This is a genomic window from Asaia sp. VD9 (genome assembly GCF_037150015.1).
In the GTDB taxonomy this organism is placed as follows: Bacteria; Pseudomonadota; Alphaproteobacteria; order Acetobacterales; family Acetobacteraceae; genus Asaia.
The window spans coordinates 225,113-248,512 of the sequence record NZ_JBBCQM010000003.1; the positions used below are offsets into that span (position 1 = coordinate 225,113).

Here is a 23,400-nt window from a genome sequence, read left to right on the forward strand (position 1 = left end):
CTTTCTGTTGGGATAAGCAGGGTTCTGCAAGGGGAAGCGGGCGATGAACACCATTCTGGTGCTGGGTGGCGTGAGATCGGGCAAGAGCCGCCATGCCGAAAAACTGGTGACGGCCGAGCCTGGGCCTTGGCGTTATATCGCTACCGGCCGCGCCTGGGATGAGGAAATGCGCGCCCGGATCGATCTGCACCGAGCGCAGCGTGATCCAGGGTGGGAAACGGTTGAGGAGCCGCTCGATCTTGCCCCAGCTCTGGCTCATGACGGGCCTGTGCTGATCGACTGCCTGACCTTGTGGCTGACCAATCTTATTCTCGAAGAGCAGGATATCCGCAAGGCGACGGAGCGGCTGCTCGCAGCGCTGCGCCCACGCAAAGCGTTGAGTGTTCTCGTTGGGAATGAGGTCGGGCTCGGTATCGTGCCTGAGAACGCACTTGCCAGGCGCTTTCGGGATGAGGCAGGGCTGTTGCATCAAAGGCTGGCATGTGAGGCGCGTCGCGTCCTGTTTGTGGTGGCCGGACATGCATTGGAGATGAAATGACCCCGGATGAGGAAAATGATCGCCATCGCGTCAAAATGCAGCGCCGCAAGGAAGTGCAGGATCGCGAGGTTGCGGAGAAGACGATCGAAAAAGGGCTGATCGCCGTCCATACCGGGCCGGGAAAAGGAAAATCCACTGCCGCTTTCGGCCTCGCTCTGCGGATGCTCGGCTATGAGCGCCGGGTCGTGATCGTTCAGTTCATCAAGGGGGCCTGGGATACGGGCGAGCGTCGGGCCCTCGAGCGGTTCGGCACACTCGCGCAGTTTCATGCCCTTGGGGAGGGCTTTACCTGGGAGACGCAGGACCGCGCGCGCGATGTGGCTGCCTGCGCCCGTGCCTGGGAGCAGGCGCTGGAGGCCCTGGCGCAGCAGGACGTGGCGCTCGTTGTGCTCGACGAGCTCAATATCGCCCTGCGCTATGGTTATCTCGACGAGGCAACTGTTCTGGCAGGGTTGCGCAACCGTCCTGCATGGCAGCATGTGGTCATTACCGGACGCAACGCCCCGGAGTGGCTCCTCAACGAGGCCGATCTGGTGACCGAGATGACATTGGTAAAGCACCATTTCCGTCAGGGCGTGAAGGCCCAGCAGGGAGTGGAATTTTGAAATCCCGCGCCCTGATGTTTCAGGGGACGGGATCGAATGTCGGGAAATCGGTCCTCGTCGCCGGGCTCGCTCGCGCCTTGTCCCGGAGGGGTCTGGTCGTGCGGCCCTTCAAGCCGCAGAACATGTCGAATAATGCTGCCGTCACGGCCGATGGCGGGGAGATCGGCAGAGCACAGGCGCTCCAGGCGCTCGCCTGCGGCGTAGCTCCCAGCGTTCATATGAACCCGGTACTGCTCAAGCCCCAGTCCGAATGCGGCTCGCAGATCATTCTCCAGGGCAGGCTCTGGGGCCAGAGGCAGGCGCGAGGGTATCAGGAGGTCAAACCCCTGCTGATGCCTTCCGTTCTCGAGAGCTTTCGACACCTGCAGGCTGAGGCCGATATCGTGCTCGTCGAGGGGGCAGGATCGGCCTCGGAGGTCAATCTCAGGCAGGGTGACATCGCCAATATGGGCTTTGCCGAAGCGGCTGATCTGCCCGTGATCCTCATTGGCGATATCGATCGGGGTGGGGTGATCGCCAGCCTGGTTGGAACCTCCTGTGTATTGCCCGAAAATGATCGGGATCGGATCAGGGGATTCATCGTCAACCGTATGCGCGGCGATCCCTCTCTCTTCGGCCCCGGAAGAGACTTCATCGCTGAGAGAACCGGCTGGAAGGATTGCGGGCTCGTGCCGTTCTTCCCAGCCATGCGCGCGTTGCCACCAGAGGATACAGGCGATCTTCCGACTGGTTGGCAGGGCGAGGGGAGTCTGCGCGTGGTCGTGCCCCTGATGCCCATGATCGCGAATTTTGACGATCTGGACGCTCTGCGCGCCGAGCCGGAGATTACATTGCTCTTCACCCCGCCGGGTCAGGTTCTGCCTCCCTGCGATCTCGTCATCCTGCCGGGATCGAAGGCAACGATCAGCGATCTCGCGTTCTTCCGCGCCCAGGGATGGGATATCGATCTCAAGGCCCATCACCGTCGTGGAGGCCATGTTCTGGGGCTTTGCGGTGGCTATCAGATGTTGGGGAGACGTATTGCCGATCCGGAGGGCGTGGAGGGAAAACCGGGCGCCTGTGCGGGGCTGGGCTATCTCGACATTGAGACGGTTATCGCGGCGTCGAAAACAGTACGGGAAAATACCGGCCTGATTCTGCCGGCGTTATCCTGCGTATCCGGCTATGAGATCCATGCCGGGGAAACCACGGGTGCCGGGCTGGCGCGCCCTTTGATACGGTTTGCCGGGGGGCGTCACGATGGTGCTCGCTCTGGCGATGGGCGTGTGAGCGGCACATATCTGCACGGTCTGTTTGACCATCCAGAATCAAGGAAGAGTTTTCTCGCGCAGTTTGGAAAAGCGTCACAGGGCTTCGAGAACCGGGACCGTATCATCACCGCTCTCGATGGCCTCGCAGACCACTTGGAACAGTATCTCGATATTGAAGGAATGCTCTCTCTGGCCTGAGCAGATTTGCCAGAGAGGTTCGCGAAGGCGTGAGGGGCGTCTGAAAGAGAGCAGCGTCTGTAGCGGGACGCTTGTCTGCCCCAGCCTCAGATGGCAGCGAAAGCCTGACCCTGCTCCGAGAACAGCATGCGCACATAATTCAGGGCGTCGAGCATGACTCCGTTCTCGCGTACGGCGTAGGGATCGCCCTTCACCGACAGGCAGACCGTATCGCGTTCGCTCGAGGGCGTGAGCTTCGGCAGATAAACCCGACTCACATTTTCCAGCAAGTTCCATACGACACGGACTGAAACCGGCCCGCGCTCGGACTCGCCCAGAAGATCGGTATCGGCACCCAGGAAGGCGACGGCATCGCCAAGAAGATCTCCGGCAGGGGCGGGGTCGTCATGGTCTTGATGTACGCCGTCCAGCGCGAAACCGCCGTCAACCCCGAACATTGTCACTTCTTTATCAGACCCAACGCCGTCGAATACCAGCTTCGATTCATAGTAATCGTGATGGGAGGATGGTATATTCCTGACGAATTCGGAGTTCTCAACCGGCATATTCCACGAATTTACGGCCGAATTCTGTTCGCCTGGCATTGTGTTGAAATGGTGCATTTCGATCTCCGGTCTTGATGTAAATCACGTGCCGCGTTTTCTAATGAGACATTCGTAAATGCAGTGTTAGCTGTGAACGTCGCTGAAACTGTTTAACGATAGGTAACGAATTTGAACTCTGGAGGCCTCGGCTATTGATCCACTTTTACGAAGTGAAGTTTTCTAGAAACATACCGTAAAGACAAGCGCTGTTTTGGCAACGAGATGTTCGCTTTTTTGGAACGACCATTGAGGTAAAAACATGAGAAAAAGAATAAATTTCAATGGGATGACCTATTTCATAGCGGTCATTGAGGCTGGTTCCGTGACCGGGGCCGCACGCATCACAGGGGTGTCAAAGAGCGTTATAAGTAAGGCGATTAGCGACCTTGAGGCGTCGTTGCAGACAGATCTCCTGTTGCGCACCTCCAAGGGACTCCTGCCGACCCGAGCCGGGGAGGCGTTTTATCATCGTTGTCTGGCGGGGATGGAGGCGATTGAAACAGCTTTTCTCGACGCCGAGCACCATGGATCCCTGCCACGCGGTGAACTGCGTGTGCTCGCCAATGCCGCTTACGGCCGTTATCGTGTTCTGCCAGTCATTCACGCTTTTGCCGAGCGTTATCCCGAGTGCAAGATCAGCTTCACGCTGGCCGATGATGTTTCCGACCTCAAGATGACGTGGTTCGATGTGGCCATCAGGACCCGCCCCCTGTCAGATCCCTCCCTGCATGTCCGGCGCATCGGGAGTTTTCAGCGCCATCTGGTCATCGGTCACGACCTTGCTTCCCGCAGTGGTGTGCTGGACAGTTTCGAGAAACTCTCGAAAATCCCCTTCATCGGGTACGTCAACCACCTGGAACAGCCCGGATGGGAATTTACGCGTGGGCTGGAGCGTCGCCATGTCTCCTTCGAACCATGCTTGCTGCTGGGGCCGATGAATCTCGTGCTGGAAAGTGTGATGCAGGGGCGCGGCTTTTCAGTTCTGCCAAGTTTCTTCTATGAAGATCCCGCACTTGCGCCGCGGCTGAAGCGCTTGATGCCCGAGTGGGCCGCGGAATCAGGCAGTATTCTGGCTTATACCTATCCGACCCGACAGCGCTCGGCAGCAGTGCGCCTTTTCGTCGAATGGATGGCCTGTGCGGCTCAGGGAGTCCCTTTCCCCGATCCTGGATCCGGCCCGAATGTCGTGTTTCCCGACCCTCTGGATCTCTGACAGTTTCCTCAGATCCCTCTCTTGCCGGGTCTCTCTGAGGGCAGCCCAGTCCTTCCTGTAGGGGGGACGATCAGCGCTGAATCCAGTGCTTGCGTGCCTGGGCGCGTGTCTCCCAGCCGCGTCTTTCGAGCTCGGGCGTATCATGTTCCTCCTCCGGATATCCGACGCAGAGATACGCCATGAATCGCCATGACGGCGCGGCGTCGAGCAGCGTCTTCATCCTGTCCGGGTCGAGGATCGACACCCAGCCCAGCCCGACGTTATGGGCCTGTGCCGCGAGCCAGAAGCCATGAATGGCCATCACGGCCGACCACTGGACGGTTTCGGGCATGGTCATGCGCCCGAGTCCGCGCCCCTGAAGAGGGTCGGGTTCGCAGAACACCGCCACATGATGGGGCGCATCATCGAGCCCGGCCAGCTTGAGCCGGGCATAATCACCACTATCGGTTTCGTCACGTGCGGCAAGGGCGCGCGCGTTGCAGCGCGTGAAATCCTCCTTCACGGCTTGTCGCCTCACGGGATCATCCACGCGCATGAATCGCCAGGGTTGGCTGAGACCGACCGAGGGCGTGGTACAGGTGAGGGCCAGCATATGGTCGAGCACCGGTTCCGGAACCGGGTCACGCCTGAAATGACGGACGTCGCGCCGCCACTGGAAAAGCGTGTCGAGATGATCGCGAAAGCTCTGATCAAAAACGGGGGCGGTCATATCCATACTCCAGCGAGGAGGGCCGTGACGCAACCTGCCTGGATCAGGCAGGCCAAGCGGTATAGCGCCAACGCTTTCGCGAGGTCGTCGGGCCGGGCGTCTTCAGTTCCGTTGCCCATCCAGGAATCGGCGACAAGGGTTCCAGCATAATGCCGGGGACCGGCGAGACGCAAAGCGAGGGCTCCTGCCATGGCTGCTTCCGGCCAGCCAGCATTGGGCGAACGATGCATGGCCGCGTCGCGCCGGATGGCAGCCAGGGCACCGGTGACGGAGCAGTGGCCAAGGAGCGCCGCGCTGCATAGCCACAGGGCGGCGAGGCGCGAGGCAGGAATGTTCAGGCAGTCGTCGCAAAGCGCAGCAGCCCGACCAAAATCACGATAGCGCGGTGATAGATGACCGATCATGCTGTCAGCGGTGTTGATCGCCTTATAGGCTACAACACCGGGCAGGCCGAAAGCGAGCATCCAGAAAACCGGCGCAACGACCCCATCCGAAAAATTTTCGGCCAGGCTCTCGATCGCAGCCCGTATGACACCCGCCCTGTCGAGTGTCTCCGGATCACGACCCACGATCTGTGAGACGGTCTGGCGTGCCCCTGCCAGCCCTTCTTGCTGCCACCCGAGCAAAACGGCATGGACATGGGTGTACAGCGCGCGCTGTGCGAGGAGGGTGCTGGCGAGGAGAGCTTCGATCATGAAAGCAAGCGGTGCAGGCAGCAGGGTGCGAAGGGCGCTCTGGACGAGGAGGGCCAGGAGAACCGGTACACCAACGATCATGATCAGGGCCGCCAGACCGCACGCGCGCAAGGTCGCGACCGAGCCTGACCGGTTCAGCCGTTTTTCGAGCGCCGTGATCAACGCGCCGATCCATGTTACCGGATGGCCAATCCGGCGGAACACGGCGTCCGGATACCCGCAAGCAGCCTCGATCAGAAGGGCGCAAAGGGTCAGGGAAAGGAACATGGCATAGTATGAGTGGGTCGCATGATGGGGTTGAGCATAGCATGACGCCCTGGCCGGCGCATGGCGGGCGGCTGAGCGATCTCGCGAGGCTCTATCCCGAAGCGCCGACGCCCTGGATCGATCTTTCTACCGGTATCAATCCTCATGCCTATCCCATCTCCCCGATGGATCATGCCTTGCTGAACCGTCTTCCGGACCCGCTGGAGGAGGAGGCGCTGCGTCTGGCCGCCGCAGATGCCTATGGCGTGTCGGCCGATCATGTGCTGGCGGCCGCCGGGTCTCAGATGCTGATCGGCCTCCTGCCGGTGTTCCTGCCACGCTTCTTCCTGCCGTCTTCGGTCAGGATCTTGGGGCCGACCTATAGCGGCCATGAGACGGCATGGGCAAAAGCCGGTTTCGGGGTCGAGCATGTCCCTAGTTTCACCGCGTCCTGCGCCGTGGCCTCGGCGCTGCCGCAAAGACACATGGTCACCGTCATCTGTTCCCCCAATAATCCGACAGGCCACAGTTTGACGATGGACGAGATTGCGGCGCTCGCCGCAAGCCATGCGCGACAGGGCGGCCTCGTGGTGCTGGACGAGGCCTTTGCTGATTTTGCACCTCAGAGCGCAGCCAGTCTTCTGCCCCATCCCGGATTGGTGATCTGCCGGTCATTTGGCAAAACCTACGGGTTGGCGGGCATCCGGATCGGCTTCCTGCTTGGGTCGCATCCAGTGCTTCATGCGATGCGCGCTGCTATCGGACCGTGGCCCGTGAGTACGCCGGGCTGTCATATCGGGCGCGAGGCACTGTCCGATCATCGCTGGCGTACCCAGATGGGAAGCCGCCTCGCCACCGAGATGGCGGCGCTGCGCCGTATCGTCACTCGGGCCGGGCTCGATTACGTAGGCGGCACCACGCTCTTCAGCCTTTTCCGCTCGCCGCGCGCGCAACAGATCTGGGATGATCTGGCCCGGGCTGGCCTGCTCGTACGTCGCTTCGAGTGGGACAGGGATTTGCTGCGTTTCGGTTTGCCCGGAGAAGCATCCACCCTGTCGCGACTCGCAAGGGCCCTCGCTGGACCAGGACCTGGTTCACGGTCCTGAACGCTTGGGTATCGGGGGCATTCCGGCCTCATCCATCTCCCTGATGAGCGCAACGATCGGGATGCGTGTGGTCTCAGCGATCTCTGATTGCTTCGCCCGGGACGCCTCGGTATCCTTGGCCGATCATGACCCATTCATCTCTTCCTGACGAGGCTGTCTCGAGCCGCGGCCTCAACCTACGCCCTATCGACCTCGGCAACGGGGTGGTGATCGAGACGCCGGTCATTCTGGCGCCGATGTCGGGTGTGACGGATCTGCCCTTCCGTCAGCTGGCCCGTGAGCTCGGGGCGGGACTGGTCGTTTCCGAGATGATCGCCTCCTGGGCCATGGTGCGTGAGAACGAGAACACGCTGCGTATGGCCCGCAGTGCTGAGAACGGCCCCAACTCTGTTCAGCTCGCCGGGTGCGACCCTGAGGCCATGGCCCAGGCGGCCAGGATCGCCGTCGATCAGGGCGCTGATCTCATCGACATCAATTTCGGCTGCCCCGTGAAGAAGGTAGCGGTCGGCCAGTCGGCTGGTTCGGCCCTGATGCGGGATGAGGTGAAGGCGGCAGCGCTGCTCGAGGCGACCGTCAAGGCGGTTTCAGTGCCCGTCACGCTCAAGATGCGCATGGGCTGGGATCATCAGTCGTTGAACGCTCCCCGCCTCGCGCGTATCGCGGAAGAGGTGGGAATTCGCCTGGTGACCGTGCATGGGCGCACGCGACAGATGTTCTATAACGGGACGGCTGACTGGCATTTCGTGCGCACGGTAAAGGAAAGCGTGAAGCTGCCTGTGATCGTCAATGGCGATATCGTCTCGATCCAGAACGCGCGCGATGCCCTCGCGGCTTCCGGTGCCGATGGCGTAATGATCGGGCGCGGCTGCTACGGCCGTCCCTGGTTCCTGGCCCAGGTCGCGCAGTCGTTGCGTACCGGCGAAAATATGCCCGACCCCGATCTGACAACTGAAAAAGCGATCGTGCTGCGTCATTACGGCATGATGCTCGACCATTTCGGTGAGCGCCCAGGTCTGCGTCTCGCACGCAAGCATGTGTCCTGGTACTCGCACGGCCTGCCCGGATCGGCTGCGTTTCGCGCCAGCATCAACAAGTTGGATCAGGCGCAGGACGTGATTGCCCATCTCACGGCGTTTTACGATCAGCAGATCGCTCAGGGTGTCATACGCGACAGGGAGTCGACGCATCAGCGTCCCGAAACGGTCGAAGAAGCCGCCTGAATGATCCGATCCGCGCTTCGCTTCACGGTCCTGCCCGATGGCAAGGCTGGTCCAGACTCAGCCGCACTCCTGTGAGAGTGGCCCCGACCCTGCCCGGCGCCGAACAGAGCGGATCGGTCGCTCCCCAGATGAGAGCGCCAGCCAGTCTTGGTTTCGATGGCCAGTCGGACGCCGTGAGGCAATTACGCGACGGGCTCGATTCCAGCCTTTCTGAATTCGGTCTGCATGTGCTGGTGGGTGAGCAGGGCAGTGGCAGAACCCGTGCTGCCCGGTATCTCTGGACGCATTCGTCCCGTCCCGGGAGGTTTGTCCCGGTCATTGATCGGCTCTCGCTTGAAGAGGCGCTGCAGGATGAGGGCGTTTCCTGCCTGTTTATCAACGAAATCGGGATGAGCGAGCCCGCTCTCCAGTCGGCGCTGCACAACCTCATCGAGTGCAAGCCTGCTGCAGAGCGGCCTGCGTTGATCTGTACGAGCTCATGGACTCCCGCGCGTCTGGTGCAGGACCGCCGTCTCAGTACGCTTTTGGGGGCGATGCTGGCGCCGCATTGTGTTTCTGTTCCTCCGGCACGCGAAAGACGTGAGGATCTGAGCGCGTTGTGCGCCGTCTGGGTGGGGCAGGTCGATACGGGTCTGGCTCTGCACGATGATACGGTGCCCTGGCTCGCCCGGCAGGATTGGCCTGGCAATTTCCGGCAAATCAGGCAGTTGTTGCATCATGCCTCTGAAGACAGGCGGGGCAATATCGTTACGGCTGCGCGGCTCGCGGAACTGCATCGCGTCGATGCGACCCCCGATGCGGCGTCATTTCAGGGATTGATGGCGCGCTATCTGCCTTCCATGCTGGATCTGGAAACCGATATCCAGGGCTCACTCCATGCGCGTGTCATGGCCGAAGTGGAGCGCCCCCTGTTCAGGCTGGTGCTCAAGGCGACGGATGGCAACCAGATCCGGGCCGCGGCCCTGCTTGGTATCAACCGCAATACGCTGCGCAAGCGTTTGCAAAGCCTCGGAATAGAGGCAGGACGGTCGCGCTCATGACAGGAAACCGGGAGATTTTCGCGCGAACCCGGGGCCATCAGAGCGCCGATGACGATCAGCGTTCCGGCGCTGCAGTTGACGAGCGGACGATGTCCCGGAATTCTCAGACCGATCACGGCGAGGGTCATCTGTCCTCGGGTGACTTATCGCCGGAAGCCCCGACATCAGATGCCTCACATGCCGCGCCTTCCCATACCCGCCCTTCCCACGCTGAGACCGACCCTCTTGATGAAGACGACGACAGGGTGCTCGCAGGCTCTGGCAATGGCCATGTTGGCCCGGCGGGTGACGAAACGGCGTTTCGACGCGTGATACGCCGCATCACGCGATTGAAAACGGCCATGGTCTTGGCCTGCGCGGCGCTCGTCCTGCTTGTGACGACCTTTGTTGTGCTCGCGCGCGGGCTGACCTTCGCCTACCGGCCTCAAATCGAGTCGCTGGTCTTCCTGCTCGACTTTGTCGTGCTGCTGCTTCTGGGGGCCGCTGTCATCATCCGGGTCGGAAGGATGCTTGCCGAGCGCCGGACCGGTCTGGCCGGGGCACGGCTCCATGTGCGGTTGATCACGCTTTTCGGTGTGGTGGCCGTGGCCCCCACGGTGGTGGTCGGCGGTCTGGCCGCCCTGTTCTTCCATTTTGGCATCCAGATCTGGTTCTCGAACCGGGTGAACACGGCTCTGACCGAGGCACGGGATGTGGCCGCAGGCTATCTGCAGGAGCATAACGACAACATACGCACCGAGGCCTTCGCTCTGGCCAATATCATCATCACCGCCAATAACGACGAGATGTATCGTCACGGCGTGGATCTCATGCGCGATCCGGGCCAGCTCGGTATGATGCTCGATGTGGAGGCGACCGAGCGGGGACTGAACGAGGCGGTTGTTTTCGATTCCTATACCAACAAGGTGGTGGCTTCGGGCGGTCTGGCCGCTCTGCAGGGCAAACAGCTGGCGCTTCCCCCCAAGGATGCGACGACGCTCGCACGCACCAATGATGTGGCCATTCTTGACAGCCCCGATGAGCGCACCGTGCGCGCTGTGGTGAGTCTGGGGCCAAGCTCGGGGCTCATGCTGGTCATCACACGACCAGTCGACGCCAAGATTCTTGACCATATGCGTCACACTGATGCCGTTGTGTCCGAATATCAGCGTCTCAACGCCCATCGCTCGGCCATCCAGATCAGCTTCGTTCTGATCTTCGCGCTTCTTGCCCTGCTCGTGCTGAGCATTGGCATGCTGACGGGTCTGGTGCTGGCCAAGCAGATCACCCAGCCACTGGGCCTGCTGATTCTCGCTGCCAGGAGGGTGAGCGAGGGCGATCTGAGCGTACGGGTTCCCGAAGCCAGGACCCGTGATGTGCGCCGCGATGACGAAGTGGGGACATTGTCCCGCGCCTTCAACCGCATGACGGATCAGCTTTCGACCCAGCGCACGGAGCTGATGGTTGCCTATGAGCAGATCGACGAGCGTCGTCGGTTTACCGAGACGGTTCTGTCCGGCGTGTCTGCCGGTGTGATCGGACTCGATGCAAATCAGGTGATCGAACTGCCCAACCGTGCAGCGGCCCGCCTTTTGCAGCGCGATCTGGATGCCGTCATTGGCAAGCCGCTAAGGGATATGGTGCCTGAATTCGCGACGATGCTCGATCTCGCGCGGGCAGAGCCCGGTGAGGCGCATACAGATGAAATCCAGATCGATGCGCCGGAGAAAAGCGCGGTTCTGGGTGAAGGGCCGAGCGTCGGGAGTGCGGGGCGGACGCTTCTCGTGCGCGTGGTGGGCGAGCAGCGCAGCGATGACTCAGCCGGCTATGTCGTGACCTTCGATGATATCACCGCCCTGCTGGCCGCCCAGAGAAAGGCAGCCTGGGCCGATGTGGCACGCCGTATCGCTCACGAGATCAAGAACCCCCTTACGCCTATCCAGCTCTCGGCCGAACGTCTCAAACGGCGCTTTCTGCGCGAGATCAGTTCCGACCCCGAGACATTCGGCCAGTGCGTCGATACGATCGTGCGCCATGTGGGCGATATCGGCCGCATGGTCGATGAGTTCTCGTCCTTCGCTCGCATGCCTCAGCCCGTGCTGCGTGACGAGGATCTGTCGCGTCTGGTGCGCGAAGCCCTCGTCCTGCAGCGCAACGCCCATCCGGAGATCGTTTTCGACACGACGTATCTTCCGACCCAGGGGCCTATGGTGCGGTGTGACCGGCGCCTGATCGGCCAGGCCCTGACCAACCTGCTCCAGAATGCGGCCGATGCGATTGCAATGGTCGCCGCCTCGGAACGAGAGGAAGACCCGACCCTGCTGTCGGGAGAGCCGCGTGAGACACTGGGACGGATACAGGTTTCACTGACTATTCACGCGGGGGAGGCTGCCGTTCAGGTGGTGGATGATGGCATTGGTTTGCCATCAGTTGACCGGCACCGCTTGACGGAACCTTATATCACGCACAAACCGAAAGGGACGGGGCTCGGGCTCGCGATCGTCAAGAAGATCATGGAGGATCACGCAGGTGGCATCAGGCTGGAGGACCGACCGGACGGACGGGGTACCGTCTCGACGCTCACCCTTCCTGTGCGTGATCGCAGCCCCGAACTGGATGAAGCGGGCAAGGAGCAATGAACGGCTGATGAGGGATGCGCATGGAGCATGAAATCCTGATCGTCGATGACGAGCCGGATATACGGCTGCTCATCGAGGGACTCCTTCGCGATGAAGGCTATGAGACGCGCGTGGCGGCCAATTCTGACCAGGCTCTGGCAGCGTTCAGGGCCCGTCGCCCGTCGCTTGTTATCCTTGATATCTGGCTTCAGGGCTCGCGCCTGGACGGGATCGATCTGCTCAGGACCATCAAGGCGGAGGAGCCGGGGCTTCCTGTCGTCATGATCTCGGGTCATGGCACGATCGAAACTGCCGTATCGAGCCTGCAGCATGGCGCGTATGATTTCATTGAAAAGCCCTTCCAGACCGATCGACTGATCCTCGTGGTGCAGCGTGCCCTCCAGGCAGCCCGTCTGGAGCGGGAGAATGCCGAGCTGCGCCTGCGTTCGGGCAATGAGACCATGCTCTTTGGCGAGGGGCCGGGTATTGCGGCCGTGCGTGGCCAGATCGAACGCGTGGCGCCTACCAACTCGCGGGTGCTGATCACGGGGCCAGCGGGATCGGGCAAGGAAATTGCGGCCCGTATGGTGCACGCTCGATCAAGACGCGGCACAGGTCCCTTCATCGCCCTCAATTGTGCAACGCTCGCACCGAACCGTTTCGAGGAGGAGCTTTTCGGCATAGAGGGGCAGTCCGACGGGACCATGCGCCGCACGGGTGTTCTGGAGCGCGCCCATAAGGGAACGCTGCTTCTGGACGAGGTGGCGGACATGCCACTCGAGACACAGGGCAAGATCGTGCGCGCCTTGCAGGACCAGACTTTCGAGCGTCTGGGCGGTTCCACGCGGGTGAAGGTCGATGTGCGCGTGATCGCCACGACCAATCGCGATCTGCAGGGCGAGATCTCTCTCGGTCGGTTCCGGGAGGATCTGTATTATCGTCTGGCTGTGGTGCCCTTGCGTCTGCCTTCCCTGCGCGAGCGACGTGAGGATATCCCGGCTTTGGCCCAGCATTTCCTGCTTCGCTATGCGGAAAATGCCGGTCTCGCCCCCAGAGAGCTGTCCGTGGATGCGCTGGCGGCGCTGCAATCCTATGAGTGGCCTGGCAATATCCGCGAGCTGCGCAATCTGATGGAGCGCCTTCTGATCATGATGCCTAACGGGCAGGATCTGATCCGGGCTGACATGCTGCCGAGTACAGTGAGCCAGGGTGCGCCGTCAATGACGCGGCTCGATGCCGGCGCTGATGTCATGGCGCTTCCGTTGCGCGAGGCGCGTGATCTGTTCGAGACGCAGTATCTGCAGGTGCAGCTTCTGCGTTTTGGCGGCAATATCAGCCGTACGGCCAATTTCGTCGGGATGGAGCGCAGTGCCCTGCACCGCAAGCTCAAGCAGCTTGGGGTCACGCCGGAAGATCGGACCTTGTGAGTCTGGAAACCGGATATCAATGAAGATAAGATAGGGGTAGGAAGCCAGAGACGTATCTGTCACGTTACCCCTCTGGCCCCCGATCAGGGGACCTTACACACACCGGAAAAGAAGAAGAGCAATCTTGGCCAGAGCAAACCCCACCCCCGCGCCGTCCGCAGTGCCCTACTCCGAATTCGCCGCTGGCGAGACGGTCCAGGAGCTGTTCCTGCAGCATCTCCAGCAGCACGGTCTTCCGGTAACTGTGTTTCTGGTCAATGGCGTCAAGCTTCAGGGCGTGATCCCGCGCTTCGACCAGGAGACGATCATCCTGCGTCGTGATGGTCATACGCAGCTCGTCTACAAGCACGCCGTCAGCACGATCATGCCCGTCGCACCGCTGTCGCTTTTCGCGCCAGAAGGCGATATCGGCCTGTAAGGCGAGGAGTTCTCCCGGAACGTGTCAGTGACGACCAGTACTACGCCTCCCGCGACACGCGCTGCGGTTATTCTTCCCTGGGAGCGTCCGACGCCGAATGACGAGTTCCGCGCTGCGGAAGCCCGTCTTGAAGAGGCGGTCGGACTTGCCTCCTCGATTGGCCTCGTGGTGGTCAGACAGGCCGTTCTGGCCATAAGGTCTGTCCGGCCCGCCACGCTTTTCGGTAAGGGGCAGGTCGAGCAGCTTGCCGAACTCGTCGAGGAAAACGACGTCAAAGTCGTGATTGTCGATGCCAAGCTCTCTCCGGGCCAGCAGCGCAATCTTGAAAAGGCCCTGAACAGTAAGGTGCTGGATCGCACCGGGCTGATTCTGGACATCTTTGGTGCGCGCGCGGCCACCCGAGAGGGCGTGCTTCAGGTCGAGCTTGCCCATCTGGAATATCAGCGCTCCCGTCTTGTGCGTCTCTGGACCCATCTTGAGCGTCAGCGCGGCGGCTTCGGCTTTCTGGGCGGTCCTGGTGAAACCCAGATCGAGGCTGATCGCCGCATGATCGACGAGCGTCTCGTGCGTCTGCGCAAGGACCTCGATCAGGTGCGTCGAACACGCGGCCTGCATCGTTCCGCGCGCAAGAAGGTGCCGTTTCCCGTAGTGGCCCTTGTCGGCTACACCAATGCTGGCAAATCGACTTTGTTCAATGCCCTTACCGGCTCGGCCGTGCACGCGCAGGATCAGCTTTTCGCCACGCTCGATCCTACCATGCGCGGGTTGCGCCTCCCCTCGGGCCGACGTGTTATCCTGTCCGACACGGTGGGGTTCATCAGTGAATTGCCGACCGAACTCGTGGCGGCCTTCCGTGCGACCCTTGAGGAAGTGGCTGAGGCCGATATCATCCTGCATGTCCGCGACGTGGCGCATCCCGACAGCGCTGCCCAGCGAGCGGATGTAATCAACGTGCTCGATGGCATGGTACGTGATGGCATGCTGGACGCGCATTGGCCCCAGCGCACGATCGAGGTCCTGAACAAGGCCGACCTCATGGGGGGAATCGAGGCGGTGCCTCGCCATCCGGGCTGTGTGGCTATTTCAGCCATCACGGGCGAGGGGCTGCCCAATCTCTACTCGATGCTCGATCAGCATATGACCGCGTCGATGGTGTTGACCCGCATTCGCCTCGAGATCACCAATGGTGCGGCGCTCGCCTGGCTGTACGAACATGGTGAGGTGCTCGAGAGGCTCGATCAGGAGACCGAGATCACGCTCGATGTGCGCCTGTTCGAGCAGGATCGGTCACGCTTCGGGCAGCTCTATCCGGAATGCCTTGTCTCTGCCTGAAATCACTTTGATACTGGATTTCACGATACGGGGGTCATAGAGAGCGCGAGCATCTCTGGGGAGGAAAGCCGCGGTGAAGGATGAGGGTATCATGACGTCGTCGCGTCCTTCGGTCGTGACGCGCCGCGTTCTGGAAGATCTCAGCGCCATCGCCCGTGAGGCGGCCGAGCGTATCATCATGCCGCGCTTTTGTCGCCTGAGCGAGAGCGATATCCGGACCAAGACATCGCCTTCCGACCTCGTGACAGTCGCCGACGTGATGGCGGAGGAATTCATAGCCAACGCGATCAGGCGCCTTCTTCCTGAAGCTCTGATGATTGGTGAGGAGCGATGCAGCGCGCATCCAACGCTTGTCGATGAAGCGGCGCGCGTACCACTCTCGATCACCATTGATCCCATAGACGGTACGGCGAATTATGCGGCAGGTCTGCCGGTGTTTGGCGTCATGATGGCCGTGCTCGACTACGGTATCCCGGTTGCAAGCGTCATTCTCGACCCGATCACCCGATCTGCGGCGCTTGCGCTGAAGGGGGAGGGCGCCTGGACTGAAGATGAAACAGGACAGGTCCAGCCGCTCCATGTCGCGACACCCTTCACGCGGATCGAGGATATCACGGGGAAAATCGCCTGGCGCACCCTGCCGCTGGGCGATACGGCGCTGGCCGATCACAATCTGCGCTCCATGACAGGGCTCTGGGATCTGCGTTGCGCCGCCCATGAATACCGGATGATCGCAGCCGGGCATGGTCATGTGCTTGCCTATAGCCGCACCTGTCTCTGGGATCACTGTCCGGGCTGGCTTCTCCTGCACGAGGCCGGGGGGTATGGTGCGCGTCTTAATGGCCGTGCGTATCATGCGGCGATCCCGGGCCGGGGGCTGCTCTACGCACCCGACCGACAGGGCTGGGACATGGTCCATCGCGCACTGGCACTGGCGGGTTGAGCTGGCTTTCAAGTTGGCGTGTATTCGAAAACCGAATTCTTGTTGCGGCGTTCTGATTACATGAAAAAGGAGAGTTTTCATGGCTAATCAGGATCCAGTTCTTTACGCAGTTTGTGATGCCGAGAAGGCCCGCTTCCTGCGCTATGACGGACAACAGATGCGTACCGTCCAGCGCTTCGGAGCCCATGACAAGGCGACAGACGCAGCGGGAGAGGTGGCCTCGATCAAGGAACCGCGCTCCGATCCCAAGGTCCAGGTGCGTGAACGCTTTGCTCGGCAGATCGCCGAGGAAATCGATGCCGCGCTCTCGGCAAATGCAGCGCTCGAGGGTGTCGTCCTCGCCGCCGCCCCGCACGTGCTGCATGACATTCGCGATCACCTCTCCAAGGCAACCAGCAAAAAGCTGATCAAGAGCGAGAGCAAGGATCTGACGAATATCCCTGATCAGGATCTCCTGTCCCATTTCGACCGCCCGGCAACGGGATGGCCAAAACCCTGAGAACAGTCTCTGGACGATGCGCCACTCTCCTTCAAGAGAGCAGGCGCATTCTCCAGGCCTGGGCGCGGTGGGTCGATTTTCGATGGCAGCTCGACCCCGGGCATCTGTTTCGCGTGAGCAGCCCCTGGGGCACGATTCCCGGCTCGAGGATTACCGGCCTCTTGGGATTATGACGAAGTCCGGGTCACGTCATACAACAACGAAACGCTCCCATTCGTTTTCAATATCGGTCAGGATTGCGATAGACCCGCCATGTACAGAGGTGGCAATCTTCTGACCGAAACCGATTGTATAAAAACTGCCTTTTGGCTGGAATATCACGCTACCAGATCTCGTTTTTCCTGCGGGCACGAAGTTGATCGCGTCTTCCGCTGCAACCAGCATGAAGCACTCTCCGAGTATTGTCACGCAAGCTAGAGAATTCTCCCCCGGATAGACTGGCAGCAGGTGTGAAGAGCGTTGGGTCAACGGCTCCACCACAAGGCGTTTCTCATCCGGATCGTAGCACAGGATACGCTCATGACAATCGAGGCAGATTGGTCCGGTGATGTTGTTGGTAGCGAGCACCTGATCGAAGGCTTCGCCTTGTCCTTGGGTTGCGAGATTGATCATGAGCTTGCGTCTGAGCCGCACAGCAAGAGCGTGATCTCCGCGCAATGCAACCTGATAGATGATCCCGGTGACGAATCCGGTATGGGCGAAGATAAACATCCTGTTCTTCATCGCGTCGATCTGGTCGGAAATCAGGGTCAGGGCGACGAGCCTCGCATGGCGCGGTGAGGCCAGGAAAAGCCGATTTCTCAGATTGGCTGGGTTGCGCCGACGCTGAATACTGACCTCGCGCCTGACAAGGGTGGGCTGACCGCTTGCGAGGGCTTTGATGATAGATGAGATGGACTTGGAGCCAGAGAGGCTCTCATAGACGACATGCCCGCTATAGAAAGTGGGCACATGGATGATATCCGGGCTGACGTTACTCAGCAGATGCGTATGATAGGCGTCGACCCTGTCTTTAGGATCTGAAAGAAGAAAGGGGCGTCCTCCGATATCTTCCGGCTTGATGGACATATTGACCATCTTGTCCGTCAGGTATTTTCCGTAATCTTCCGCAATGTCGCATTCATCGGGGTGAATGGAGAATTTTGGCGAGAGTGCCATGACGCAATCGGCGGAGAGCTTTCTGGAAAACTTGAGGGCAGCGTATCCCCCCATGGACTGTCCGAATACCAGACGGACCCTGTCGGGACCGAGTAACTGATCGATGACCCTGATCGCCTCGTCCATCTCGTCGCTGAGAAACCAGTTTGGCTTTTTCGTTGCGAAGCCGATGACATCGAGATCTTTGATGCGGGCGACATTCTTCAGCAAGAAGAAGTCTCTGGCAACAGTCTCGAAGTTTAAGCCGGTGAAAGTAATGATCGTGTAGGCGGAATTTCCTCTGTGATGATGGAGTACAATCTCATTCCCTTCGTATACGATCATTCTCAGCACCCCATTCCGATTTTTGGGCACTAATAATGGTATTATTTTCGGTAAAGAACAATAAAATTGCTACTTTGTGTTGCGTGATTTAGACAATATTTTATTTCTTGCTGATCAGACAAAAGGGAATGCGACGATTCTGTTGTCTTGAGGCGGGTTGGCGATCGCCATAGTATCGGCAGGCTTTGTCCAAATAGAAGCGTTTGTCCCGCCCGGGTGTGTCTTAGGCGGGACTGCAAAAGGTCCTACATCGAGAGCAGAGGCTCGTCGGATTGTTCGGCAATCAGACCGTGGCGGCGGCTATGCAGCCCTTCTACACGGACGTCGATGGATCGCCCCTGCAATTTCCCGACGATCTTTTCGAGAATATCGACCGAAGTAATGTCCCAGAATGTCGCATCGGCCACATTGATTTCGACAGACTTCGCCTTGGTCTGAAAATCGACGGCGTCATAAAGCATGTCAGCTGAGGCGAAGAACACCTGGCCATGCACGGTATAGACATCCTTCTCTTCGGCCTTGTGTGTTTCGACGCGGAGCATGCCCATTGCCCGCCAGGCAAAGAACACACCACTCAGAAGAACGCCGACGGCCACGCCAGCTGCCAGATCATGTGTTGTAACCGTCACGATCACGGTCACGATCATGACGAGGCTCGACAATTTGGGGTGACGCATGACGTCTCGCAGCGATCCCCAGGCAAAGGTGCTAACCGATACCATGATCATGATGGCGACGAGGGCCGCCATAGGCACCTTGGCGACGTAGTTATGCAAAAGCACCATCAGGGCCAGGAGGAACGCACCCGCCGTGAAGGTGGAGAGGCGCCCGCGTCCGCCATAACGCAGATTGCCAACGGTCTGGCCGATCATGCCACAGCCCGCAATGCCGCCGAACAGGCCCACGGCAATGTTTGAAATGCCCAGACCCGTGCATTCCATGCGTGGTTCGCCATGCGTGTCGGTATGGTCGTCCACCACACCGGCGGTCATGAGAGATTCAAGCAATCCGACAGCGGCCATCGCCAGCGCATAGGGCATGACGATCTCGAGGGTTTCGAGTGTGAATGGTACATGCGGGAAAACGAGCGAGGGCAGCCCATTGGGGAGCGCACCGAGATCGGCCACCGTGTGAACGGGCATGGGATGCCAGATCGTGATCAGGGTCAGCACGACGATACAGATCAGCGGTGAAGGAATGGCCGTGGTCAGGCGCGGCAGCAGATAGATGATGGCGAGACCCAGGGCAATCAGCGCGTAGGTATGCCAGGTGACATGCAGCATTTGCGGCACCTGTGCTGAAAAGATCATGATGGCCAAGGCGTTGACGAAGCCCGTCTGCACCTCTTTCGACACGAACCGCATCAGCACATGCAGACGCAGCAATCCGAAGACGATCTGCATCGCCCCCGCGATAAGCGTTGCCAGAAACATGTATTGAATGCCGTGATTATGCACGAGAGCGGCCACAACGAGAGCGACCGATCCGGCGGCTCCGGAGATCATGCCCGGTCTGCCGCCTGTGATGGCGATCGCCACACTGATGACGAAAGAGGCGTAGAGCGAAACGGCCGGAGAAACGCCTGCGATATAGGAAAAGGCAATGACTTCAGGAATGAGCGCGAATGTGCCCACCATGCCAGCCAGCACCTCACGCAGCGGGCTGAAAGCCCACTGTGCGCGATAGGTCGAGAGATTCAAGAGACGACTCCTTCGGGTAAAAAACGATCAGATTTCTTCGTCGTATTCTGGCCCGACGTGGCAATGGCGTCGTAAAGGTAGAAAGAGCCGTAGCGGTTCGCAAGGGGGGAGCTGGCGGAGAGTGCTTAATACGGTACCATTTGCCAGGATCACCCGGGTTACCCCCGTCCAGAAAGGGCGTGACAGGCGTGGCGTGCGAAACCGGTCGGGGCTTGCAAAAGAATTTCGACAAAGGGGGCTAGACGCCTGCCCTGCATTTCTTTACATCGGGCATCGCTGTGTGGCGGATGTAGCTCAGTTGGTAGAGCGCCGGTTTGTGGTACCGGTGGTCGCGGGTTCGAGTCCCGTCATTCGCCCCAGCATTTCCCCTAAAACCAGAGTTGAACGACGACCCTGCCATTCGGACAGGATCTCGGGAATGCGTCGGGCGCTGCATGAGACGGCGCAGAGCGCCATCTTTCTTGCAGGCTAAAAGCGTCTACGCAGGGATCTATTGGCGCGCATAAACATCATCGAGGCGGATGATATCGTCTTCGCCCAGATAAGGGCCGGACTGTACCTCGATCAGGGTCAGGGCGATCTTGCCCGGATTGGCCAGACGATGCGTGCAGCCCAGGGGCAGATAGACGCTCTCATTCTCCCGCACGATGATTTCCGCCTCATCACGCGTGACGACGGCGGTCCCCGCCACGACCACCCAGTGCTCGGCGCGATGGAAATGCTTCTGGAGGGACAGGACATGGCCCGGATCGACATGAATACGCTTGACCTGGAAACGGTCTCCACGGATCAGGCTCTCGTAAAAACCCCAGGGGCGATACATGCGGTTATGGCTGCTGGCTTCGGCGCGCCCGGCCTGTGTCAGGCGGGTGACCATTTTCTTGACGTCCTGCGCCCGATCGCGATGCGATACCATCACGGCGTCTTCGGTGACCACCACGACCAGATTCTCGACGCCCATGACCGCTGTGACGGCAGCGTCCGAGCGCACATAGCAATTGCGCGTGGCATCCAGAAAAACATCACCTGAAATGACGTTGCCCTCTTCATCCTTGGGGCTGATCTCCCAGAGCGCATCCCAGCTGCCGATATCCGACCAGCCAAAGCTGGCAGGAACGACAGCCGCGTGGCGTGTGCGCTCGGCTACGGCATAGTCGATCGAGATATCGGGAGAGAGATTGAACATTTCCGGATCGAGCCGTTCGAAATCGAGGTCGGATTTTCGATGCGCCACGGCCTGGCCAACATGCGTATGGATGTCCGGCTCGAAAGCGGCAATCTCGCGCAGCAAAATATCGGCGCGGGCAACGAACATGCCTGAGTTCCAGGAATAGCGCGCATCCTGCACGAGGGCCGTAGCCCTCTCGAGATCCGGCTTTTCCATGAATCGCGCCACATGAAAAGCACCGGGGACGTCAGGAAGGACGGCGCCCCGCTCTATATAGCCATACCCCGTTTCCGGCTTGTTCGGCTGGATGCCGAAGGTCGCGATATAGCCCTGCGTCGCTGCTTCGACGGCCGTATCGAGCGTGGCGAAAAGTCCCGCCAGGTCGGTAATCGCGGCATCGGCTGCCATGACCCAGAGAATGGCATCGGGCGTCTGTTCAGCCACCAGAAAGGCGGCCGCCGCGATGGCCGGGGCAGAATTGCGCGCGGAGGGTTCGAGCAAGATACGCGCCTCATCAATACCCGCTTCACGCAATTGCTCGGCAATGATGAAGCGATGCGCCTCGTTGCACACCACGATTGGCTGTCCAAGTCCTGCGGCCTTGCCGCGTAATGCGGTTTCCTGAAGCAGGGTTCGCTCAGTCAGAAGAGGCCAGAACTGCTTGGGAAAACTGCCGCGCGACACGGGCCAAAGTCGACTGCCCGAACCGCCGGAGAGAATGACCGGGATGATCCGGGGTGAAGCGGGCAGGGCAGCTGAAGACAAGGCGCAATCCAGTATGATGTCCCGGGAGCAGGCAAATCCTTCCCGTCGATCAGGAAGGTTGGGCGATCATAAAGCGATCGTCCCAAAAATCCACGGAACATCCGCTCGGGACCCGCTTCACCCAGAGGAGATCACGTGACACAAAGCCGTGCGCTCAGTCCATCCAGGGGCGCGCATAGGCCACGCCCAGAGCCACAAGCTGCGCCGTGCGGTGCGGCGTATCAGATTCGGCATAGACGCGTAGTTCCGGCGCATTTCCCGAGGGGCGCAAATGCACGATATCCCCCTGCGTGAAGAACACCCGCAAACCATCGGTTTCGTCGCATCCTGCCACCGCGCCGCAAAGCGCAGTAAATGGCGCGAACTGGCCCGTTTCCGATAATTTCTTCTGCAGCGTAGCAATCTCTTGCGTGCTTCGTGCGGTGGGAAGCGGGGCCAACCGGTCACTCATCGTGTAGCGTGCGGGCAGGCTGGCCCCTAGAGCGACCAGATCGTTCTGATGGTCACGAGCCGCGATCAGGGCGCAGAGCATGGGCAATACGGCATCCCGTGTCGGCAAGGGCCGCAATATGCGGGCCTCACGAGAAACCGGCGTCGCCAGCAGAAAACCGCCATTGGCCTCGTATCCAACCGAAGGGCTATGGCCCTGGCCGGCGGCTTCGGTCATGGCGGCCACGACATAGGGCGAGCCGATACGCGTCCGTCGGATCACGGGAGCAAATCCTGCTTTTTCCAGCGCCGTATTGCTGTTGACTGGCGTGGAAACGGCCTGGGCACCCAGGAAACGGGCGGCCACGATACCCAGAACGTCTCCACGCAGCCACGCACCCTTCCTGTCAGCCAGAAGCGGTCGATCGGAATCTCCATCGGTTGTCAGGATCGCATCATAGAGCCCGGTGGCGGCCCAGTCGCGGGCGAGCGCACAGTCCTCGGCACGAACCGCTTCGGTATCGACGGGTATGAAAACGGCCGATCGTCCAAGCGCGGTGACCTCGGCGCCAAGGGCCTGAAGCAGTGTGACGAGGCAATCGCGGCCCACCGCAGAATGCTGGTACACGCCAAGCCGGAGCCCCTTCAGCGCATGCATGCCGAAGAAGTCGCGATAGCGCGTGATATAATCCGGCAGGACATCGACGGTTCCCGGTGGGGCAAACTCATGCTGGAGCGTCCCTTGGGCATCAAACCAGCCTTCGGGAAGCGTGACGGATTGCCGCCGCATCCCTGTTTCGTCCTCCTTGAGGAATTCTCCCTCAGGCCGGTTGAACTTGATGCCATTGCGATCGGCCGGGATATGGCTGCCGGTGACCATGAGAGAGGGGATGCTGCGCCCATAGGCAAAAAGGCAAAGCGCCGGCGTGGGTACAGTGCCGCAATCAAGCGGCACCCCGCCCGCATGATGGATGGCCGCCGCACAGGCACGCAGGATGCGTGGCGTGCTGAGGCGCAGATCTCCCGCCAGGGCAACCTCATCACCGGGGTGGAATGCACCGAGACTCTGGAGATGCTGAAGATAACCGAGCGTATAGGCGAAACAAACCGCGTCGGTCATGGCGGTGACCAGACCGCGCGCGCCGCTCGTGCCAAAACCGACCCCGGAACGGGACATCCACTCAGCGATCAGCAAGAGACATTCCTTCTATCCGGCGAGGCCTGCACCACGGCTTC

20 protein-coding genes and 1 tRNA gene are annotated in these 23,400 nt (G+C 60.4%); 14 read left to right on the forward strand and 7 right to left on the reverse strand.

Annotation, left to right across the window (positions count from 1 at the left end; genetic code table 11):
• The first annotated feature begins 43 nt into the window (after positions 1 to 43).
• From cobU to WFJ47_RS05670, 3 genes are read left to right on the forward strand one after another with little or no spacing between them, the layout of a single operon-like run.
• Complete coding sequence (cobU, locus tag WFJ47_RS05660) at positions 44 to 538, forward strand: bifunctional adenosylcobinamide kinase/adenosylcobinamide-phosphate guanylyltransferase (RefSeq protein WP_127102633.1); 495 nt, start codon at positions 44 to 46, stop codon at positions 536 to 538.
• Positions 535 to 1,143: a cob(I)yrinic acid a,c-diamide adenosyltransferase gene (cobO, locus tag WFJ47_RS05665; RefSeq protein WP_336761467.1), complete on the forward strand. Its 609-nt coding sequence runs from the start codon at positions 535 to 537 to the stop codon at positions 1,141 to 1,143. Before cobU ends, cobO begins: the two co-directional genes overlap by 4 nt.
• On the forward strand, positions 1,140 to 2,591 hold the full coding sequence (locus tag WFJ47_RS05670; protein ID WP_336761469.1) for a cobyric acid synthase: 1,452 nt from the start codon (positions 1,140 to 1,142) through the stop codon (positions 2,589 to 2,591). The genes cobO and WFJ47_RS05670 overlap by 4 nt, the downstream gene beginning before the upstream one ends.
• An 86-nt stretch (positions 2,592 to 2,677) precedes the next feature.
• Here WFJ47_RS05670 and WFJ47_RS05675 read toward each other — a convergent pair whose 3' ends face one another.
• Positions 2,678 to 3,028, reverse strand: a complete 351-nt coding sequence (locus WFJ47_RS05675) for a hypothetical protein (RefSeq protein ID WP_336761471.1) — start codon at positions 3,026 to 3,028, stop codon at positions 2,678 to 2,680.
• Between the two features lie 406 nt (positions 3,029 to 3,434).
• On the opposite strand from WFJ47_RS05675, the gene WFJ47_RS05680 reads away from it, so the two are divergent.
• On the forward strand, positions 3,435 to 4,388 hold the full coding sequence (locus tag WFJ47_RS05680) for a LysR family transcriptional regulator (protein WP_336761473.1): 954 nt from the start codon (positions 3,435 to 3,437) through the stop codon (positions 4,386 to 4,388).
• Positions 4,389 to 4,458: 70 nt separating this feature from the next.
• Here the strand turns inward: WFJ47_RS05680 and bluB are convergent, their stop codons facing one another.
• Positions 4,459 to 5,097, reverse strand: coding sequence for a 5,6-dimethylbenzimidazole synthase (gene bluB / locus WFJ47_RS05685; RefSeq protein WP_336761475.1), 639 nt, complete (start codon positions 5,095 to 5,097; stop codon positions 4,459 to 4,461).
• Positions 5,094 to 6,059, reverse strand: coding sequence for an adenosylcobinamide-phosphate synthase CbiB (cbiB, locus tag WFJ47_RS05690; RefSeq protein ID WP_336761477.1), 966 nt, complete (start codon positions 6,057 to 6,059; stop codon positions 5,094 to 5,096). Before cbiB ends, bluB begins: the two co-directional genes overlap by 4 nt.
• Before the next feature lie 8 nt (positions 6,060 to 6,067).
• Between cbiB and cobD the strand changes: the two genes are divergently transcribed.
• The 9 genes from cobD (at position 6,068) to WFJ47_RS05735 (ending at position 16,620) form a co-directional block, all read left to right on the forward strand.
• Complete coding sequence (gene cobD / locus WFJ47_RS05695; protein WP_336761479.1) at positions 6,068 to 7,144, forward strand: threonine-phosphate decarboxylase CobD; 1,077 nt, start codon at positions 6,068 to 6,070, stop codon at positions 7,142 to 7,144.
• A gap of 125 nt (positions 7,145 to 7,269) precedes the next feature.
• On the forward strand, positions 7,270 to 8,364 hold the full coding sequence (gene dusB, locus WFJ47_RS05700) for a tRNA dihydrouridine synthase DusB (protein ID WP_336761481.1): 1,095 nt from the start codon (positions 7,270 to 7,272) through the stop codon (positions 8,362 to 8,364).
• 71 nt (positions 8,365 to 8,435) lie between these two features.
• Positions 8,436 to 9,404 (forward strand): helix-turn-helix domain-containing protein, encoded by a 969-nt coding sequence (locus tag WFJ47_RS05705; protein WP_336761482.1) that lies wholly within the window; start codon positions 8,436 to 8,438, stop codon positions 9,402 to 9,404.
• Between the two features lie 341 nt (positions 9,405 to 9,745).
• Positions 9,746 to 12,022: an ATP-binding protein gene (locus WFJ47_RS05710; RefSeq protein ID WP_336761706.1), complete on the forward strand. Its 2,277-nt coding sequence runs from the start codon at positions 9,746 to 9,748 to the stop codon at positions 12,020 to 12,022.
• A gap of 20 nt (positions 12,023 to 12,042) precedes the next feature.
• Positions 12,043 to 13,428: a sigma-54 dependent transcriptional regulator gene (locus WFJ47_RS05715; protein ID WP_127102624.1), complete on the forward strand. Its 1,386-nt coding sequence runs from the start codon at positions 12,043 to 12,045 to the stop codon at positions 13,426 to 13,428.
• A 160-nt stretch (positions 13,429 to 13,588) separates the two neighbouring features.
• Positions 13,589 to 13,846, forward strand: a complete 258-nt coding sequence (gene hfq / locus WFJ47_RS05720) for an RNA chaperone Hfq (RefSeq protein ID WP_127102676.1) — start codon at positions 13,589 to 13,591, stop codon at positions 13,844 to 13,846.
• 27 nt (positions 13,847 to 13,873) lie between these two features.
• A complete protein-coding gene (gene hflX, locus WFJ47_RS05725) occupies positions 13,874 to 15,178 on the forward strand; it encodes a GTPase HflX (RefSeq protein WP_127102623.1) in 1,305 nt (434 codons plus the stop codon).
• A gap of 91 nt (positions 15,179 to 15,269) precedes the next feature.
• Entirely contained in the window at positions 15,270 to 16,121 is an 852-nt protein-coding gene (locus WFJ47_RS05730; RefSeq protein WP_336761483.1) for an inositol monophosphatase family protein, read from the forward strand.
• Positions 16,122 to 16,200: 79 nt separating this feature from the next.
• Positions 16,201 to 16,620 carry a host attachment protein gene (locus WFJ47_RS05735; RefSeq protein ID WP_127102621.1) on the forward strand — a complete coding sequence of 140 codons (420 nt, stop codon included), beginning with the start codon at positions 16,201 to 16,203 and terminating at the stop codon, positions 16,618 to 16,620.
• A gap of 189 nt (positions 16,621 to 16,809) precedes the next feature.
• Here the strand turns inward: WFJ47_RS05735 and WFJ47_RS05740 are convergent, their stop codons facing one another.
• Positions 16,810 to 17,988, reverse strand: a complete 1,179-nt coding sequence (locus WFJ47_RS05740) for a hypothetical protein (protein WP_336761485.1) — start codon at positions 17,986 to 17,988, stop codon at positions 16,810 to 16,812.
• Between the two features lie 359 nt (positions 17,989 to 18,347).
• Complete coding sequence (locus WFJ47_RS05745) at positions 18,348 to 19,802, reverse strand: SulP family inorganic anion transporter (protein WP_336761487.1); 1,455 nt, start codon at positions 19,800 to 19,802, stop codon at positions 18,348 to 18,350.
• Positions 19,803 to 20,085: 283 nt separating this feature from the next.
• Here WFJ47_RS05745 and WFJ47_RS05750 point away from each other — a divergent pair.
• Positions 20,086 to 20,161 (forward strand) — tRNA-His (locus tag WFJ47_RS05750).
• Between the two features lie 131 nt (positions 20,162 to 20,292).
• Here WFJ47_RS05750 and WFJ47_RS05755 read toward each other — a convergent pair.
• A complete protein-coding gene (locus tag WFJ47_RS05755) occupies positions 20,293 to 21,735 on the reverse strand; it encodes a mannose-1-phosphate guanylyltransferase/mannose-6-phosphate isomerase (RefSeq protein WP_336761489.1) in 1,443 nt (480 codons plus the stop codon).
• A 154-nt stretch (positions 21,736 to 21,889) separates the two neighbouring features.
• Complete coding sequence (locus WFJ47_RS05760) at positions 21,890 to 23,341, reverse strand: phosphomannomutase (RefSeq protein ID WP_336761710.1); 1,452 nt, start codon at positions 23,339 to 23,341, stop codon at positions 21,890 to 21,892.
• Positions 23,342 to 23,400: the final 59 nt, after the last annotated feature.

What these genes read in the sequence shown, in the direction of transcription:
- cobU (WP_127102633.1), top strand. Translation starts at nt 44, where the DNA reads ATGAACACCATTCTGGTGCTGGGTGGCGTGAGATCGGGCAAGAGCCGC.
- cobO (WP_336761467.1), top strand. Translation starts at nt 535, where the DNA reads ATGACCCCGGATGAGGAAAATGATCGCCATCGCGTCAAAATGCAGCGC.
- WFJ47_RS05675 (WP_336761471.1), bottom strand. Translation starts at nt 3,028, where the DNA reads ATGTTCGGGGTTGACGGCGGTTTCGCGCTGGACGGCGTACATCAAGAC.
- WFJ47_RS05680 (WP_336761473.1), top strand. Translation starts at nt 3,435, where the DNA reads ATGAGAAAAAGAATAAATTTCAATGGGATGACCTATTTCATAGCGGTC.
- bluB (WP_336761475.1), bottom strand. Translation starts at nt 5,097, where the DNA reads ATGACCGCCCCCGTTTTTGATCAGAGCTTTCGCGATCATCTCGACACG.
- cbiB (WP_336761477.1), bottom strand. Translation starts at nt 6,059, where the DNA reads ATGTTCCTTTCCCTGACCCTTTGCGCCCTTCTGATCGAGGCTGCTTGC.
- cobD (WP_336761479.1), top strand. Translation starts at nt 6,068, where the DNA reads ATGAGTGGGTCGCATGATGGGGTTGAGCATAGCATGACGCCCTGGCCG.
- dusB (WP_336761481.1), top strand. Translation starts at nt 7,270, where the DNA reads ATGACCCATTCATCTCTTCCTGACGAGGCTGTCTCGAGCCGCGGCCTC.
- WFJ47_RS05710 (WP_336761706.1), top strand. Translation starts at nt 9,746, where the DNA reads ATGGTCTTGGCCTGCGCGGCGCTCGTCCTGCTTGTGACGACCTTTGTT.
- WFJ47_RS05715 (WP_127102624.1), top strand. Translation starts at nt 12,043, where the DNA reads ATGGAGCATGAAATCCTGATCGTCGATGACGAGCCGGATATACGGCTG.
- WFJ47_RS05730 (WP_336761483.1), top strand. Translation starts at nt 15,270, where the DNA reads ATGACGTCGTCGCGTCCTTCGGTCGTGACGCGCCGCGTTCTGGAAGAT.
- WFJ47_RS05735 (WP_127102621.1), top strand. Translation starts at nt 16,201, where the DNA reads ATGGCTAATCAGGATCCAGTTCTTTACGCAGTTTGTGATGCCGAGAAG.
- WFJ47_RS05760 (WP_336761710.1), bottom strand. Translation starts at nt 23,341, where the DNA reads ATGTCCCGTTCCGGGGTCGGTTTTGGCACGAGCGGCGCGCGCGGTCTG.